Annotated in this window: 13 protein-coding genes; 6 read left to right on the forward strand and 7 right to left on the reverse strand. The window is 43.8% G+C overall.

All coding sequences use genetic code 11. From position 1 onward, the window contains the following. Positions 1-18: 18 nt before the first annotated feature. A complete protein-coding gene (locus OSCIL6407_RS0120990) occupies positions 19-3,522 on the reverse strand; it encodes a glycosyltransferase (protein WP_007354365.1) in 3,504 nt (1,167 codons plus the stop codon). A 135-nt stretch (positions 3,523-3,657) separates the two neighbouring features. Here OSCIL6407_RS0120990 and OSCIL6407_RS0120995 point away from each other — a divergent pair, with 135 nt between their 5' ends. Then, a complete protein-coding gene (locus OSCIL6407_RS0120995) occupies positions 3,658-4,599 on the forward strand; it encodes a tetratricopeptide repeat protein (protein WP_007354366.1) in 942 nt (313 codons plus the stop codon). Positions 4,600-4,647: 48 nt separating this feature from the next. Here OSCIL6407_RS0120995 and OSCIL6407_RS36335 read toward each other — a convergent pair whose 3' ends face one another. The 5 genes from OSCIL6407_RS36335 to OSCIL6407_RS0121020 form a co-directional block, all read right to left on the reverse strand. Beyond that, positions 4,648-5,064, reverse strand: coding sequence for a helix-turn-helix domain-containing protein (locus OSCIL6407_RS36335; protein WP_019487635.1), 417 nt, complete (start codon positions 5,062-5,064; stop codon positions 4,648-4,650). Between the two features lie 135 nt (positions 5,065-5,199). Beyond that, positions 5,200-5,793, reverse strand: coding sequence for a recombination mediator RecR (recR, locus tag OSCIL6407_RS0121005; protein WP_007356818.1), 594 nt, complete (start codon positions 5,791-5,793; stop codon positions 5,200-5,202). Between the two features lie 190 nt (positions 5,794-5,983). Continuing rightward, positions 5,984-6,352: a translation initiation factor gene (locus OSCIL6407_RS0121010; RefSeq protein ID WP_007356817.1), complete on the reverse strand. Its 369-nt coding sequence runs from the start codon at positions 6,350-6,352 to the stop codon at positions 5,984-5,986. A gap of 173 nt (positions 6,353-6,525) precedes the next feature. Continuing rightward, a complete protein-coding gene (locus OSCIL6407_RS0121015) occupies positions 6,526-7,905 on the reverse strand; it encodes a hypothetical protein (RefSeq protein WP_007356816.1) in 1,380 nt (459 codons plus the stop codon). A 70-nt stretch (positions 7,906-7,975) separates the two neighbouring features. Further along, entirely contained in the window at positions 7,976-9,064 is a 1,089-nt protein-coding gene (locus OSCIL6407_RS0121020; RefSeq protein WP_007356815.1) for a glycosyltransferase family 4 protein, read from the reverse strand. 172 nt (positions 9,065-9,236) lie between these two features. On the opposite strand from OSCIL6407_RS0121020, the gene OSCIL6407_RS0121025 reads away from it, so the two are divergent. The 5 genes from OSCIL6407_RS0121025 to OSCIL6407_RS0121045 all read left to right on the forward strand — a co-directional run bounded on the left by OSCIL6407_RS0121025 (position 9,237) and on the right by OSCIL6407_RS0121045 (position 14,374). Next, the gene (locus OSCIL6407_RS0121025; protein ID WP_007356814.1) at positions 9,237-10,028 is read left to right on the forward strand and encodes a calcium-binding protein; all 792 of its coding nucleotides are present in this window, start codon (positions 9,237-9,239) and stop codon (positions 10,026-10,028) included. Continuing rightward, positions 10,028-11,056: a tRNA pseudouridine(55) synthase TruB gene (truB, locus tag OSCIL6407_RS0121030; RefSeq protein WP_019487636.1), complete on the forward strand. Its 1,029-nt coding sequence runs from the start codon at positions 10,028-10,030 to the stop codon at positions 11,054-11,056. Before OSCIL6407_RS0121025 ends, truB begins: the two co-directional genes overlap by 1 nt. A 296-nt stretch (positions 11,057-11,352) precedes the next feature. Beyond that, entirely contained in the window at positions 11,353-11,577 is a 225-nt protein-coding gene (yidD, locus tag OSCIL6407_RS0121035) for a membrane protein insertion efficiency factor YidD (protein WP_007355941.1), read from the forward strand. Positions 11,578-12,057: 480 nt separating this feature from the next. Further along, on the forward strand, positions 12,058-13,266 hold the full coding sequence (locus OSCIL6407_RS0121040) for a response regulator (protein ID WP_007355942.1): 1,209 nt from the start codon (positions 12,058-12,060) through the stop codon (positions 13,264-13,266). 133 nt (positions 13,267-13,399) lie between these two features. Next, complete coding sequence (locus OSCIL6407_RS0121045; protein WP_007355943.1) at positions 13,400-14,374, forward strand: glycosyltransferase family 2 protein; 975 nt, start codon at positions 13,400-13,402, stop codon at positions 14,372-14,374. Here the strand turns inward: OSCIL6407_RS0121045 and OSCIL6407_RS35515 are convergent. Continuing rightward, complete coding sequence (locus OSCIL6407_RS35515) at positions 14,365-14,517, reverse strand: hypothetical protein (RefSeq protein ID WP_155523415.1); 153 nt, start codon at positions 14,515-14,517, stop codon at positions 14,365-14,367. The genes OSCIL6407_RS0121045 and OSCIL6407_RS35515 overlap by 10 nt on opposite strands. Between the last annotated feature and the right edge of the window lie 170 nt (positions 14,518-14,687).

A 14,687-nucleotide genomic window follows, 5' to 3' on the forward strand; every position in this document is an offset into this window, starting at 1 on the left:
GTTAGAACTGAAATTTTATTAAGTCGCAAAAGCCAATTCACCACCTAATGTAGTCGCCACTAATTCCTTCCATTCTACTGAGTTAATCAGAGAATAGCTATCAAACTCTTTACCAATTTCTGCATAAAAAGTGGCAAAGTTTTGTATCCAATAGAAGATGGTTTCTGTTGTCAAAAAAGGCGTACAAGTCAAAGATTCCTCCAAATCCCGGAACATTTTAGCAAGATTACCATGACAATGAGCGTGCCAAGCACTCCACACCAAAGAGCTATAACGTAATTGTTTTTCTACTAATTTCATTTGTCCTTCAAGTCGCGGATTCAAAAATCTTTTTTCTGGATCTTTTTCACTCGATAAAGCCTCTACAATTGTATTCAAATATTCCTGAAGCATCCGTTCTTCCCGGAACATTTGTTCGGCTCGTAATTTACATTCTTTGCCTACAGACTGCCTCAATTCCGAATTCGCGACCCAGGCTTCTATTGTCATAGCCAATTCCCTTACTGTTCCTTTGGGATCGCGATTCGGGTTAGGTAATAACTTTCCTGTCTCCCCCAACTCCTCTGGAATACCACTGACAGCAGTCGCAATTACAGGTAATCCTTTTGCCATTGCTTCCATCACAGCTAAAGGCATTCCCTCTGCTTTTGATGGTAGAATAAAAATATCGCTAGCATCGAGCCAATCTGAAATATCCCACCGTTGACCTAAGAATTTAACCCGATCGCTTACTCCTAAATTTGATACTTTTTCTCTCAATTCAGGTTCCATATTATCGTGAGTAGTCGCCCCAGGGCCGGCCCACACAAAATAAATTTGCGACCATACTGGACTCTGTTTTAACTGCGCGATTGCTTCCAATTGATACTGATAGCCTTTAACGGGAGTAAGACGCGCCGCCGTGAAACAAACTATGGCATCTTCTGGAATTCCTACCTCCTGTCGCAATCGGTTGCGAGTTGTAGCAACAGGGGGGACAAAATAACTATCAGGCCGTCCGTAATAGATAACTTTTCCCCAGTCTTGAGGCATTTTAAAACATTTCTGGCATAAGTTTAAATTCTCAGAAGAAACTGCCACCATAGATTTTGCCGTAGCATAATGATAGGAGACAGCATCTAAATAGGGAATTTTGTCCCATCTATGGAATTTAGCAAAACTTGGGTCAATATAACCTAAAGCAATGATATAGTTTATCCCTCGTTTTAAAGCTACTTGCTTGGCTGCAAAATTTGCCATCGGCCAGCCGTCACTAAATATAATTAAATCGGGGGGAAACTGCGAGAAAATATTTTCAGCATCAGCCTGATTGTAGGCGATGCGGGAAAATTCTTTCATCGTGTCAAACTCTAGCCAAACGTGACGGATGCCAAGTTCTTTTTGCTTATTAATTAACGGGTTAGAAGTCTCAGTTTGAACGCAAGTAACTTCGTATCCTTCCGTTGCTAACTTGCATAAAAGTGAATGGTTAAACTGAGCCATTCCTCCGACTCCGTGATCTTCAGCATATAATAGAATGTGCCGATGATTCTTTCTAGAAGTTAAGCTGCCAGTGGAGTTAGCTTGATGAAGATTATTCATCACCATTGTCACTGCTGCTTGCCATTCTTGCACATTACTTAACGAATTTGCATCAAAATTGTAACCGTATTCGAGGGAATAGACTTTAAAAGCTTCTACCCAATTTAAGATAGTATCTATCGGAGAGAAAGGGCTGTAATATAAGGATTTTTCTAAAGCTTCACCCATTTCTCCAAAATGCTCATCCCGATACATTCGCCACGCCATCCAGGTTAAAGATTCGTAGCGTTCTTTACTTTTTAACTGACGAATTTGATTGGGCAAATCTGGCCTGGCAAAAAAAGTTTCCATGACAAGTTCCATATTTTTCATCAATTTATAACCGCTAGACATCAGATTAGCATCGTGCTGACGATAACCAATAAGTATCTCTTCTAACCAGGCGGCTTTGCAGCCATTTAAAGCTAAGCGTAAGGCAAAATCTAAATCTTCGGCGGGGGGAAATCGCGAGTCAAAACCACCCAATCTTTCCCACCATTCTCGCCGCAGCATCATCGCACTTGGGCGGACAATTTTATAGATTACAAAGGTTTCTAAATCTAATTTTGGCGAACGCTGCCAAGGCATTACTGGATGGATATCTCGCCCCTTATCGTCAACTATTAGCCAACCTGTTTGTACCATACCTAATGTGGGGTCAGCATCTAGGTACGCTACTTGTTTCTCTAGCTTTTCTGGTAGGAAGAAATCGTCGCTATCTAGAAAAGCTAAAAATTCGCCCTGGGCTAACTGACAAGCATGATTTCGCGCGGAGGCGGCCCCTTGATTATCTTGATAGACGTATTTAATTAAGTCTAAATAAGGGGATAAAACTTGGCGAGTATTATCTGTAGAACCATCATCTACGACAATAATTTCCCAGTTTTGATAAGTTTGATTGAGAACGCTATCTATGGCTTGGGCAATGTAACGATCGCAATTGTAAGCGGGGATAATAACGCTGACTCTGACTTTTTTCGTAGGGATGATATTAGCCATTAAATTTTTCCATTCTAGTAACTTTCTCAGGGCAAAGCCATCGATTTCGCAGCCATAGGCTTGAGAAATATCGGTAAGGCGCTTTACCCAATCTACTATAGTTGCTGTCACCGAGTACGGACTATAGCGCAAAGATTGCTGGAAATACTCAGCCATTTCTGCGGGATAACCGCTGTAGTAAAGTTGCCATGCCATCCAGGTTAGGGCTTCGTAAAAAGCTGGTTTTTCTAATTGGCGGATGCGTTCTGGCAAATCGGTTCTACTGAATAAATTTTGCTTTAATTCAATAAAAAGGTTGGCTTGTTTGAGCGCTCTTTGGATAGAGACATTTTGCCTGTGTTGGCGATAGCAAACTGTGATTTTAGGTAGCCAAGCAGCCTCGCATTCTAATAATGCTAAACGCAGCACTAAGTCTGAATCGTCTACGGAATCATATTGAGAATCAAAGCCACCAACTCGATTTAACCACTGCTTTGAGAACATCATGGCACTGGGAAGTACGGGCATATATACGACCCAGGTTTCTAAGTTTAACTGGGGTAAGTGTTCCCAGGGTTTGATATCAAAAATAGTTTCGCCTTGCTCGTTAACAATTCGCCAGCCACTATTAACAATTGCGAGGGAGGCTTGAGCATCAAATAAGGCTACTTGGGCAGCTAACTTATCTGGTAAGAAAAAGTCATCTTGGTCTAGAAAAGCAATTAATTCACCCTTGGCTTCTCGGATACCAGAATTACGGGCGGCTGCTACTCCTTGATTTTCTTGATAAATATAGCGAATTCTGTTAAAATAGGGCTGTAATATTTCGCGAGTATTATCCGTTGAACCGTCATCTATGATGATAATTTCTAAGTTTTTATAGGTTTGGTTCAGTACGCTTTCTACCGCTAGCGCGATGTAGCGATCGCCATTATATGCTGGGATAATTACACTGACTCGCGGTGTCGAATTTGCCGTTAACATGAATTTCTGAAGTAATTGGGAAGGGGAAAGCAGCACAACCCCAGATATAGACGTGCATACACGGATTTTTTATCCCTGTTTAGCTTGTAGAATACAATTTTACTGACGTTTGCAACTCTATAGGATAACAGAATAGTGAATCCAGAAACAGAAGTGCTTGATTTGCTGCGACAGGCAGAAGTAGATTTAAATGAAGGAAAGTTAGATCGAGCGATCGCTTCCTGCAAGCAAGCCCTACAAAACGAGCCAAACTCAGCAACAGCTTGTAAAATCTTGGGTAAGGCACTCCAAACTCAAGGTCAGCTAGAAGAGGCAAAGCAATGGTACGCTAAAGCGATCGCACTCGATCCGAATTTAGCGGATGTCCACGCTAACCTTGGCAGTCTCTATGCTAACCTCGAACAGTGGCCAGAGGCGATCGCATCTTACCAGCAAGCTTTAACTCTCCAACCCAAGTTTGCGGGAGTTTACCGCAACTTAGCTAGACTATTTGAGCAAATTGGCAAGCCAGAGGAAGGCGCAGATTTCTGGTATATTGCTCTGATGTTAGAGCCAGATTTCACGGGTGAAACATTTCTCCATGTAGCCTCTAGCTTGATGGCGCAAAATAAAGTAGAAAGAGCAGTTATTTGTTACCTCCGCACTATTTATTTGAATCCCAGTTGTTACGAAGCTTATTATAAATTAGCAGAAATTGAAACTTCACTGGAACAGTGGGACGATGCGATCGCTCACTATCGCAAAGCTATTCAACTCCAGCCAGATATATCTGAATTATACTACAAATTAGGAAATGCTCTGCAAGCAAAAGGACTCTTAAATGAAGCTGTAACTACTTACCGCTTTGGGCTCGATCTCAATCCCGATTACTTTTGGTCTTACTACAATTTAGGTAATGCTCTTCTTAAACTGGAAAAGTGGGAAGAAGCTCTTGCTGCTTATCGATTTAGTCTTGAACTTAACTCTGACTTTGCTTCTTCTTACTATTATATAGGCGATGCTCTTTCTAAACTAGAAAAATGGGAAGAAGCGGCCGCAGCTTACCGCCGTGCTTTTGTATTTTTGCAATCAATATAGGTTAAACTATACGAATTGGTACGAATGTTGTAGTTCTTCTCCTAATTACTAATTCCTTGTACTCTCCTGAATATATCCGTTGCTGAGAACCCACCATACTATATGTCCATACTGAAAAGTTTTTCCTGTTTGTGGTGCAACTGCACCATATAAATAGTAGGCTTTAAAATTCCATTGAACTTTACCTATTGGTTTGACTCCTAAAGCTGTAATTCTTTTCCTTTCAATTGTTTTTAAGCCAATTCTTGTTTCATCTTGACACCAATATTGTTTTAACCATCTATTTACAGTTATCCTATGTACCCCTAAACGTTCTGCTACATCTGTAAGGCTGGGACTTAATCCCGCTTTTAACCAATAAAGTGCCTGAATTTTTTGTCGGTTAGTTATAGTTCGCTGCTGCGACAAAATTATTTTTAACTCCCCAACGCTTAAATCAATTCTTTCTTGGTAATTTACTTTCATGCACCACTCCTCAAAATCTCATTGTTATTATAGCATACTTTTAGGGAAATGGTATAATTACTACTCAGATTGTATTGCAATGCTTTAGTATTTCCGTAGATGAACTCTTAGGATAAAACCGGATAAAAATATTAGCTAATCCAACAGTCGCCGCCCTTCTAAAGCACGCGCTAAAGTCACTTCATCAGCATATTCTAAATCTCCCCCCATCGGCAAGCCAAAGGCAATTCGCGTTACCTTCGTAAAAGGCTTAACTAAACGTCCTACATACAGCGTGGTAGTTTCACCTTCTACACTCGGACTAATAGCAATAATTACTTCCTTAATATCATCGTGACTCACGCGCCGCACTAACTGTTCAATATTTAATTGTTCTGGGCCAATTCCATCCATCGGCGATATAACTCCGCCCAAAACGTGATACTTACCAATGTACTCCCGCGTTTTTTCAATGGCAATTACATCGCGGGAATCTGTGACTACACAAATAGTATCGCTGTCACGGTTGGGATTGCGGCAAATTTCGCATACTGGGTCAGCAGATAAATGAAAACATACTTCACAGAAACCTACTTGTTCTTTAGCATCAATTAGGGATTGAGCGAGTGCTTCTATTTCTTCTTCTGGTCGTTTGAGAATGTGTAGAGCAAGGCGTTGGGCGGTTTTGGGGCCGATTCCGGGTAAGCGTTGCAATTGCTCTATTAAACGGGCTAAAGGTCGCGTGTACAATTTAGTAATTGGTAATTGGTAATTGGTAATTGGTAATTGACAATTGACAATTGTTACTGAGAAAAAATGATTAACTAAGTTAAGCTAACTATTAATAATTAGCAATTTGGTAATGAGTTGTGTCGGGGATTTAACGGATATAACGGCTATGACAATTAACCACTAACCATTAACCATTAACCACTAACCACTAACCACCACTGATTTTAGCTTTATACCCCAATTTTGTCAGAATTTCAACAAGCTTTTGGGTGTGCTCGCCTTGAATCTCAATCTCGCTATCCTTAACAGTACCCCCTGCACCGCATTGGGTTTTAAGCTGCTTCAGCAATGCTGCTAGAGTTTCGGGTTTGGCCTGAAATCCCGTGATGACAGTGACAGTTTTACCCTTGCGACCCTTACGGGAGGCCTGGACTCTAATATTTTGCTGAGGTGGCGGGACTTCTGGGAGTGCTCGTTCTACTGCGGTTGAGTTGTCAAAGTTGCCGAATTCGGAGTAAACAACTCGCTTCCCTGTAGAAGCCTTAGCATCGGAGGAGTTGCGTTTGGATGTCGTCATAAGGAGAACTAGGGAGTTGGGACTGTAGGACTGGTGAGCGTATCAGAACTACTACTATTTATATTTGTAGCTGGTTATGGCGGGGTTGCGATCGCAACACCCCCATTTTGGCGATAAAGATACCAAGATACCACCGGGACAGCGGCGTTACAAACTTCAAATTGTCTAGAACCTTATCTAGCAAATCTTCGTGACGTTGGCGATGGCTTAGATACAAGGGATGGCGTTTTTTTGACCTTAATTGATTCCGGTGGATTCAGTATTAACCCTGAAATTGCCCCGCTACCGAGAATGAATACCGGATTAGGAAAAGCATTCAGGGAAGAGTCCAGCATATAGCAAGTTAAAACTACAGCCATCCCCGCTACAGGCGCTACTTTTGGGTTGCCCCAGGTACTAGCCGGATAGCGCAACCAAACACAGGCGAAAGGTGGCAATAAGAATATTGCCGTAAAACTAATCAGTCCAACTACACCATTCACGCCGTAAGCAATAATCCACAAACTATCCGTAACTGTAATAGTTTTCCCCCATTCATCAGTTACATGATTTCCTCCAGAATCACCCCAACCAAACATGATTTGCCCCCGCGCCTTATGTGACAAAATCTCCTCATTTTCAATTCTAAATGCTAGAGATTGACTGCGGTCTTGTGGGTCAGTGGAAGTATTGACAAAGTTAATAACATAAGGATTAGTATAAAGGCTACCGCTAGCACTAACATATATGTAACTAGAGATCCCCGCAATTAGCAAAAGCAACAACAAACCATTACGAAACTGCTTGCCAACTAATAAGATAACTACTCCTATCGCCAAATAAATATATGCTCCTGTGGAGCGACATAATATAAACGTAACTGTCAAGATTCCTACTACCTGGGTAGCCGGAAAATTCCCGACTTTCTTGATAACTTTAGTTTTCCAAAGCCAAATTCCCAGCAGCGCTGCTGCCATCATCCACATACCTACTGCTAAACCGTGTTCCATGAATACTGTAGGTCGATATCCTCCTAAACGAATTGCTTGTCCAAAATCCAAGCGGGGAGTAAAACCGTAAACTATGCGGTGTAACTGTGGGCTCATGCGGGATTCGTAGAGACATAAAGGAATGTAGACTAATCCGCCATAGAAAATACCCATTGAGAGTTCCCGTATTCCTGCTAAATTATTGAGGTAAATTCTAGCTAAAAAATAAGGCAATCCCCACTGTAAAATTTGTCCGATAGTAGGAGAAAATGGGCTGAGATTATTACTTAGTTGTGAAGGAATTGGACATAAGCACCAAATTAACATTGGTATGTCAAGCCAGCCTGGTTTAAAGGAACTAAGGCGGGCGGGCTGGAAAATTACAGTAGCTAGTAGACAGCCAAAACAAGCTGCTGTTGCTTTACCATAGCTACCGATTGCTGGTAATTTAATTGATGCTTGCGGCAAAAATAGAGTGGAGGCGACGAAACTAATTACTAATGCTCTTTGTGGCGGATACCGCACAAATAAGTATAAGGTAACTAGAATCCATCCATATAATGTCAGACTAATTAAGGAAGACATTTGCTAATTGCTAATTGCTAATTGCTAATTGCTAATTGTTAACTGGTAATCTGGATTATTGATTCTGAAGTCAGGTATGCGATCGCTCAATTGCTGTGTAGAGTGCAGCTTCAAATAGATCCGTTGCATCTTCCCAGGTATATCCTGTCACTTTAGCGTAGGCAGCATCAGACATTGTTCGCCATTCCGTCTCAGACAACTGACACATCTGTTCTATTGCTTTAGCCATATCCTCTGGATCTTCCGGTTTTACCAGTATGCCGCAGCCGCCCTCTAATAGTTCGGGAGCAGCACCCGCTGGGGTGCCAATGACAGGCGTGCGACACGCCATTGCTTCTAAAATCGGGAGCCCGTAACCTTCGGAACGGCTAGCAAACAGCCAAGCATCGCATTTAGCATAAAATTCTTTAAGCTGACTTTGAGAAGGATGAGGTTCGTACTCAGTACCGGGGGGTAAAGGCAAATCTGGAGATAGTTGGCCGTTACCAAAGGTAACTAAGCGTAAATTGGGGATTTTCTTAGCAGCTAGCGAGAAAGCTTTTAACCCCAGGTCGCATCCTTTCCAATTTACGCTTGAATACATAATTCCGACTGTGGGAATGGGTTGTTTGCTGCGAGGTGGGGCGTAAAACTGCTGGGTATCGACGCTAGGAGGTACTAGGGAAACGTTACTGTCGCCGTATCGAGTCTCAGCTATATCTACTAACCACTGGGCGACGGGGATTTTATGCAGAGGTAGCGACCAAGTTGCTTCTACTCTTTCTTTAGGCAGATAGTCAAAGACTTCGTAATGCTGTACAAAATAAGCTTTTGCTCCTTTTGCGGGAGACAAGTTCGCCACCCATTCGGCGGTTTCCCACCAAGTGGCGATAACTACGTCAGCATCGGGTAAGTCGGCATCGCTAACGGGGCCGTTGCGATCGGCAACTCGGTATTCAACGCCTAGATTATCGAAGTGGGAAGGTGTGCGATCGCTTGAAGAAGGCCAACCCTCTCCCCGCATCCAAGATCGGACTTTTTGCTTAAATGTTGGTTGTTGTTTGGGCATGGAAATAATGAATACTTCATGCCCCCGCTTTTTGAGCAGTTTGGCATAAATTGCTACTACACGGCTGCCTCCGGTAAGACTAACAATAGGAAGAACAAAGGTAATTTTCATCGCTATAAGACTTTTTTGCTATTTTAACTCCCTTAGTTTAGTTGTTAAACAAATCACACCCTTTACAAATCAGTTCGCTATCCTTTTAACAATTTCATTGTTGAAGCCTATTCTAGGCAGCTTGATTAAATTGGTATAAGATACTTAATGATTGCATATTTAAGGTAGAACTATGCCAGGAGCAGTGCCATCTCAGCCAATAAGACCAACGCCAACGCCCAGTCCTGGCGGTAACGGTTCTGGTGGTAATACAGGTACACTTCCAGGGGGGGGCAACATCATTCGCGGTACTAGCGAGCCCGACTCGCTTCGGGGTACTGGCAGTGGCGATCAGATATTTGGTTTAGCAAGTTTTGACACTCTCTACGGCTTAGGCGGCGATGATACTCTTTCCGGGGATACGGGAGATGACTCGGTGCTGGGAGAGGGCGGTAATGACATCCTGTTTGGTGGTAGCGATCGCGACTCTCTATTCGGCGATGATGGTGACGACACTATTTTTGGTGGTAAAGGCAATGACTCGGCAAGCGGGGGAGTTGGCAACAATCAGCTCTTTGGTAATACGGGGAACGATACCCTGATTGGAGGCCTTGACGATGATAGCTTATTTGGGGGAACAGACGATGACTCGCTGATTGGAGGTGCGGGTGACGATCTCCTATCAGGCGATCGCGGTAGAGATACTTTAACAGGCGGTGAAGGCAGCGATACCTTTGTTATCGGCAGACTCACGGGTGGTTTAACTGAAGCTGATGCTGATGTAATTACAGATTTTACCGACGGCGCGGATAGAATTCGCTTAAGTGCAGGCCTCACCTTTGGCGATCTAACTATTGTTCAGGGTGGGGGAACAGCCCCAAGTACAGTTATTCAGCTTATAAATGGCAATGACGTTCAATTTTTAGCTGTATTGCCAGGGGTTGCGCGTAATTCAATTTCTTCTTCCGATTTCACCACTTTGTAATGACATTTGAAGGTTTCCTTAATCTAAATAAACCGATTGGCCCGACTTCCCACGACTGCGTAGCGCGACTGCGCCGCCTCTTAAAGCTCAAGCGGGTTGGACATGGGGGAACTCTTGACCCCGCAGTAGGAGGGGTTTTACCAGTAGCTCTGGGCAAGGCAACTAGGCTGTTGCAGTTTCTAAGACATGATAAAGCTTACCAAGGAACGGTTCGGTTTGGCTTGACGACGGCTACGGATGACTTGCAGGGGGAGATTTTAAGCTCTCAGCCAGTGCCTAATTTAACTCTAGAACAGGTAAAAGCCGCTTTACCAAGTTTCCAGGGAAAAATTCAGCAGATACCGCCTAATTACAGCGCTATTCATGTGGAGGGAAAACGCCTGTACGACTTGGCCCGCAAGGGTGAAACGGTGGTAGTACCTCCCCGCCCTGTGGAGGTATTTCGGCTGGAGATTTTGGACTGGCGGCCGGGGGATTTTCCCGAATTGGATTTGGCGATCGCTTGTGGTGCTGGAACTTATATTAGAGCGATCGCTCGTGACTTGGGCGCAGCTTTGAATGTAGGCGGAACTTTAGCGGCTTTGACTCGCACTGAAAGTAGCGGTTTTCATCTAGCCGAGAGCCTTACTTTTGAGGAACTAGAAACACAATTACAGCAGGGGACTTTCTGCCCTATAACGCCCTCAGCAGCGTTGGCACATTTAGGTGCGATCGCTCTTGATGCTAAAGATGCCACACGCTGGTGTCAAGGTCAGCGGCTTGCTTTTCTCCAAGCAGGGGAGATGGGGAGCAGGGGGGCGGGGGAGCAGGGGAACGGGGGAGCGGGGGAGCAGGGGAGCAGGGGAGATGAGGAAGATGGAAACCTCCCCTCTGCCCCTCTGCCCCTCTGCTCCTCTGCGCCTCTGCCCCCACCTTCCCCATCCTCCGATCCACTGCTAGTTTACGATGAAGGGGGTCAATTTCTAGGCGTTGGTCAGCGAGTTTACTCAGATACAGGCAGCATTTTGGCTCCTCAAATTGTTTTTTAGCCTCAAACCAATTATAGAAGAAGGGGCTAGGGGCTAGGGACTAGGGGCTAGGGAAAGAGAGAGGGAGAGAGGGAGAGGGGGAGCAGGGGAGCAGGGGAGCGAGGGAGTGGGGGAGAGAGGGAGAGGGGGAGCAGGGGAGCAGGGGAAATTGGGAAGATGGGTAATTAGCAATTAGCAATTAGCCATTACCAATTAGCAATTACCAATTAGCAATTACCAATTAGCCATTAGCCATTAGCAATTAGCCATTACCAATTACCAACTAACAACTAACAACTAACAACTAACAACTAACAATGAAAATATTACTAATTGGATTAATTAAGGGCTACAAAATTTTAATTTCTCCTCACCTGCCTCGTGCCTGCCGATTTCAACCAACTTGTTCGCAATATGCAGTAGAAGCAATAGAACGATTTGGGGTTTTGCAGGGCGGTCAAATGGCAATTAGTCGCATCTTGCGCTGCCATCCTTTCCATCCCGGCGGTTACGATCCAGTGCCTCCGAAGCATGAAGAATGAAGAAGAAGGAATCAGGACTCAGAGGGACAAAGCAAATTTTATTTCTTTGAAAACTTAGATAACGCCGCTCTCTAGGCGATGTCTTAACGGCCTAGAGGGCGGCGTTGTGGATATGCGCCCTAACATTCTTGTCTGTTGCGATCGCAATTACCACTTACCAATTACCAATTATCCGTATTGATGTGTCGCAGCCCGTAGGTACAAGACCCCCCAGAAAGGCTTCTACGCTCACCCACCGCAACTTGTCTTTGATTTTTAAGGATTTTCACCATAATTTTAAGTAATCTGCCCTACAATCTGTAGTAGTATCTATTGACAATTTAAAGATTGCGTAAAGTTGGATTGCCAAATACTTAAAGTGTAAGTTAATATTTAAAAATAGGGAGAATTACACAGCTATACTAACTTCAGTGATATTACCGATCTCCCGACATCTAATAAATAATAAAATATCAATGGAGTAAGAGGTTGTGGATTAATATGTCAGCCACCGCTACTGGGTGCAAGATGCTGTCCGATACCCTGGCTATACTTAGCCAGAAGCGGGCTACTGGAAAATTGCTCCTAGAGCATGGGGAGCAAAAATGGCAACTTTACTTTTTTGACGGGTCTATGCTCTATGCTACCGGGGGATTGCACCGCTCTCGGCGCTGGTATAGGGCGATCGCGGATCATTGTCCTGATTTTCGGGTAAATCTTCACCAAATGGCTGCCGAGGAGCTTTGGGAATATCAGCTCCTACAACACGGGATTGCTCAAAGAGAGATGAGCGTCGAGCAAGCCAAGGGTATTATCCGCAGCAGTATTTATGAAGTTTTCTTTTCCATTGCTAATCAGTCAGGCTTGAAGAGAAAGTGGCATCCTTACAAACAGCCTCCTTTTTCGATTAATACCCGTTTGCTGATCCCAAAATTAGAAAGCGAGCAAATGCTCTCCGACAATCGAGAACTTTGCCAAAAGTGGGAAGCAATGGGTTTGTCGCACTTAAATCCCGATCTCGCGCCGATTTTAAAACAATCTGACAGTTTGGAAAGTCGAGTTAGTTCTGATTCTTTGCTGGCTTTGAGCAACCACTTCAATGGTCAGAATACTCTCTGGGATATTGCTTTGAAGAAAAAGCAATGTTTGACAGTGGCGACTCGCACTTTATATCACTTTGTCAAGCAAGGTTTGATTGATTTCCGAACGGTACAGGATTTGCCTTCGCCAATGGAACAGTGGCGCTTAGCGGCTGCGATCGTTCAGCCGGTGCGCCCTTTAATTGCCTGTATTGATGATAGCCGTGCGGTTTGCGAGTTTTTAGAGCAAATTCTGGTACCTGCTGGGTATCGAGTCGTGAAAATCCAAGACCCGATGAAGGGAATAGCGACTCTCGCCGAGCAAAAGCCTGCTTTAATTTTTTTGGATGTGATTATGCCGAAGGCTAGCGGTTTTACTCTGTGCAATTTTTTGCGGCAAACTCCTGCATTCCGGGACACTCCGATCGTATTTTTGACAGGTCAGGACGGCATTGTTGACCGCACGCGAGCTAAGTGGACGGGTGCTACGGATTTTGTGAGTAAGCCTCCTACTGCGGAAAAAGTTCTACAAGTGGTTGAGAAATATTTGAACCTAGAGGGCGATCGCAGTCAACAATTAAGCAATAACCCCTTACTCAATCCTAGCGGGTTGAGTTTGGCTGGCTCCTAATTTCTGCATTTCTGTCTTCTGGTTGAGTAACAGCAGCTTTGGTGGATGCTACTGCGATGATATTTTTCTACGGTAAATGAGATGATGGTAGCGCCCAGCCTACAATAATTTGTCCTGCCTTAGCCTTTTATTTATGACACCTTTGGTAAGCGTGGTAATTCCCGCCTATAACTGCGCCTCTTATATTGTGCAAGCGGTGGAGAGCGTTCTCGCTCAAACTTACTCCCAGTGGGAGATAATTATTGTGGATGACGGCTCAAAAGATGACACGGTTTCCGTTTTGCAGCCTTATAGTTCCCACATTCGCTACGTTTATCAAAAAAATCAAGGAGTTTCTATTGCGCGTAATCATGGCATTCAGCTAGCGCGGGGCGAATTTGTCGCTTTTCTAGATGCAGACGATTATTTTCTCCCTGACAAATTAGCGGCACAGATTGGAATGTTTGAGGCGCAACCTAACTTGGGAATAGTTCATAGTGGGTGGCGCAAAGTTAATAGTAAAGGTGAGTTTTTGCAAGATGTTAAACCTTGGCAAAATGTCCCAAAATTGGATTTAGAGATGTGGTTGCGGTGGAAACCTGTGTTGCCAAGTGCGATGATGTTTCGCCGAGTATGGTTAGAACGTGCGGGTGGTTTCGATCCTCGGTTTCCTCCGGCTGAAGATACGGATTTGGCTTTGCGTTTGGCTTTAATGGGGTGTGAAACTGAGTGGTTAAAGCAGGTGACTGTTTGCTATCGGCAGCACGAACAGAGTGCGATGTTCAAAGGTTTACCGCAGGCTAACTCTCTGGCAAAAGTGATTGAAAGTTTTTTTGCTCGACCGGAATTGCCAGGGAAAATAAGGTTGTTAGAAAAGCCGATTAAGTACAGTACCTTTGTCTGGATTGCTTGGTATTTGCACTCAAAAGGCCATCGCGCTGAAATGGTGCAGTTTCTACAGAGTTCTTGGAGTTATACGCCTTATTTGCCTGTGGAAACTGTTATTAACTGGGTGGAAAGTTTTGCGGAATTTTATGAGAATGAGAGAGATGATTTTGATGTTGATATGTTGGGGAAATCTGCGGAGTGGCAGCAGTTGATGCAGTGGGCGATCGGCAATCAAAAGTAAGGAATTAAGCTTTTATCGAGATAATTGCGATCGCACATCTTAGTTGTGCGATCGCGCCTTTTGAGTGCGATCGGTACGCATATATAGGGCTTGCTGAAAAAGTTATAAAAAGCAGGGGGGTGAGAAATGAAGAAGAGGCCCATCTTCCTCACATAATAAGCCCTGCTTTACTTCGATTATTTAATTCATAGCTAAAGTTAATCCTTCTCGATAAAATCATAATATTTGGGAAAAATTGACACAAAAAAAGACAGTAAAACTGCCTCAGCAGCTTCACCAGGTTAATCACTAAAAATGTAAGAGTAATGGAAGT

The sequence above is a fragment of the Kamptonema formosum PCC 6407 genome, from assembly GCF_000332155.1.
In the GTDB taxonomy this organism is placed as follows: domain Bacteria; phylum Cyanobacteriota; class Cyanobacteriia; order Cyanobacteriales; family Microcoleaceae; genus Kamptonema; species Kamptonema formosum.

What these genes read in the sequence shown, in the direction of transcription:
- OSCIL6407_RS0121015 (WP_007356816.1), bottom strand. Translation starts at nt 7,905, where the DNA reads ATGTCTTCCTTAATTAGTCTGACATTATATGGATGGATTCTAGTTACC.
- OSCIL6407_RS0121045 (WP_007355943.1), top strand. Translation starts at nt 13,400, where the DNA reads ATGACACCTTTGGTAAGCGTGGTAATTCCCGCCTATAACTGCGCCTCT.
- OSCIL6407_RS36335 (WP_019487635.1), bottom strand. Translation starts at nt 5,064, where the DNA reads ATGAAAGTAAATTACCAAGAAAGAATTGATTTAAGCGTTGGGGAGTTA.
- OSCIL6407_RS0120990 (WP_007354365.1), bottom strand. Translation starts at nt 3,522, where the DNA reads ATGTTAACGGCAAATTCGACACCGCGAGTCAGTGTAATTATCCCAGCA.
- OSCIL6407_RS0121025 (WP_007356814.1), top strand. Translation starts at nt 9,237, where the DNA reads ATGCCAGGAGCAGTGCCATCTCAGCCAATAAGACCAACGCCAACGCCC.
- OSCIL6407_RS0121010 (WP_007356817.1), bottom strand. Translation starts at nt 6,352, where the DNA reads ATGACGACATCCAAACGCAACTCCTCCGATGCTAAGGCTTCTACAGGG.
- truB (WP_019487636.1), top strand. Translation starts at nt 10,028, where the DNA reads ATGACATTTGAAGGTTTCCTTAATCTAAATAAACCGATTGGCCCGACT.
- OSCIL6407_RS35515 (WP_155523415.1), bottom strand. Translation starts at nt 14,517, where the DNA reads ATGGGCCTCTTCTTCATTTCTCACCCCCCTGCTTTTTATAACTTTTTC.
- OSCIL6407_RS0121040 (WP_007355942.1), top strand. Translation starts at nt 12,058, where the DNA reads ATGTCAGCCACCGCTACTGGGTGCAAGATGCTGTCCGATACCCTGGCT.
- OSCIL6407_RS0121020 (WP_007356815.1), bottom strand. Translation starts at nt 9,064, where the DNA reads ATGAAAATTACCTTTGTTCTTCCTATTGTTAGTCTTACCGGAGGCAGC.
- yidD (WP_007355941.1), top strand. Translation starts at nt 11,353, where the DNA reads ATGAAAATATTACTAATTGGATTAATTAAGGGCTACAAAATTTTAATT.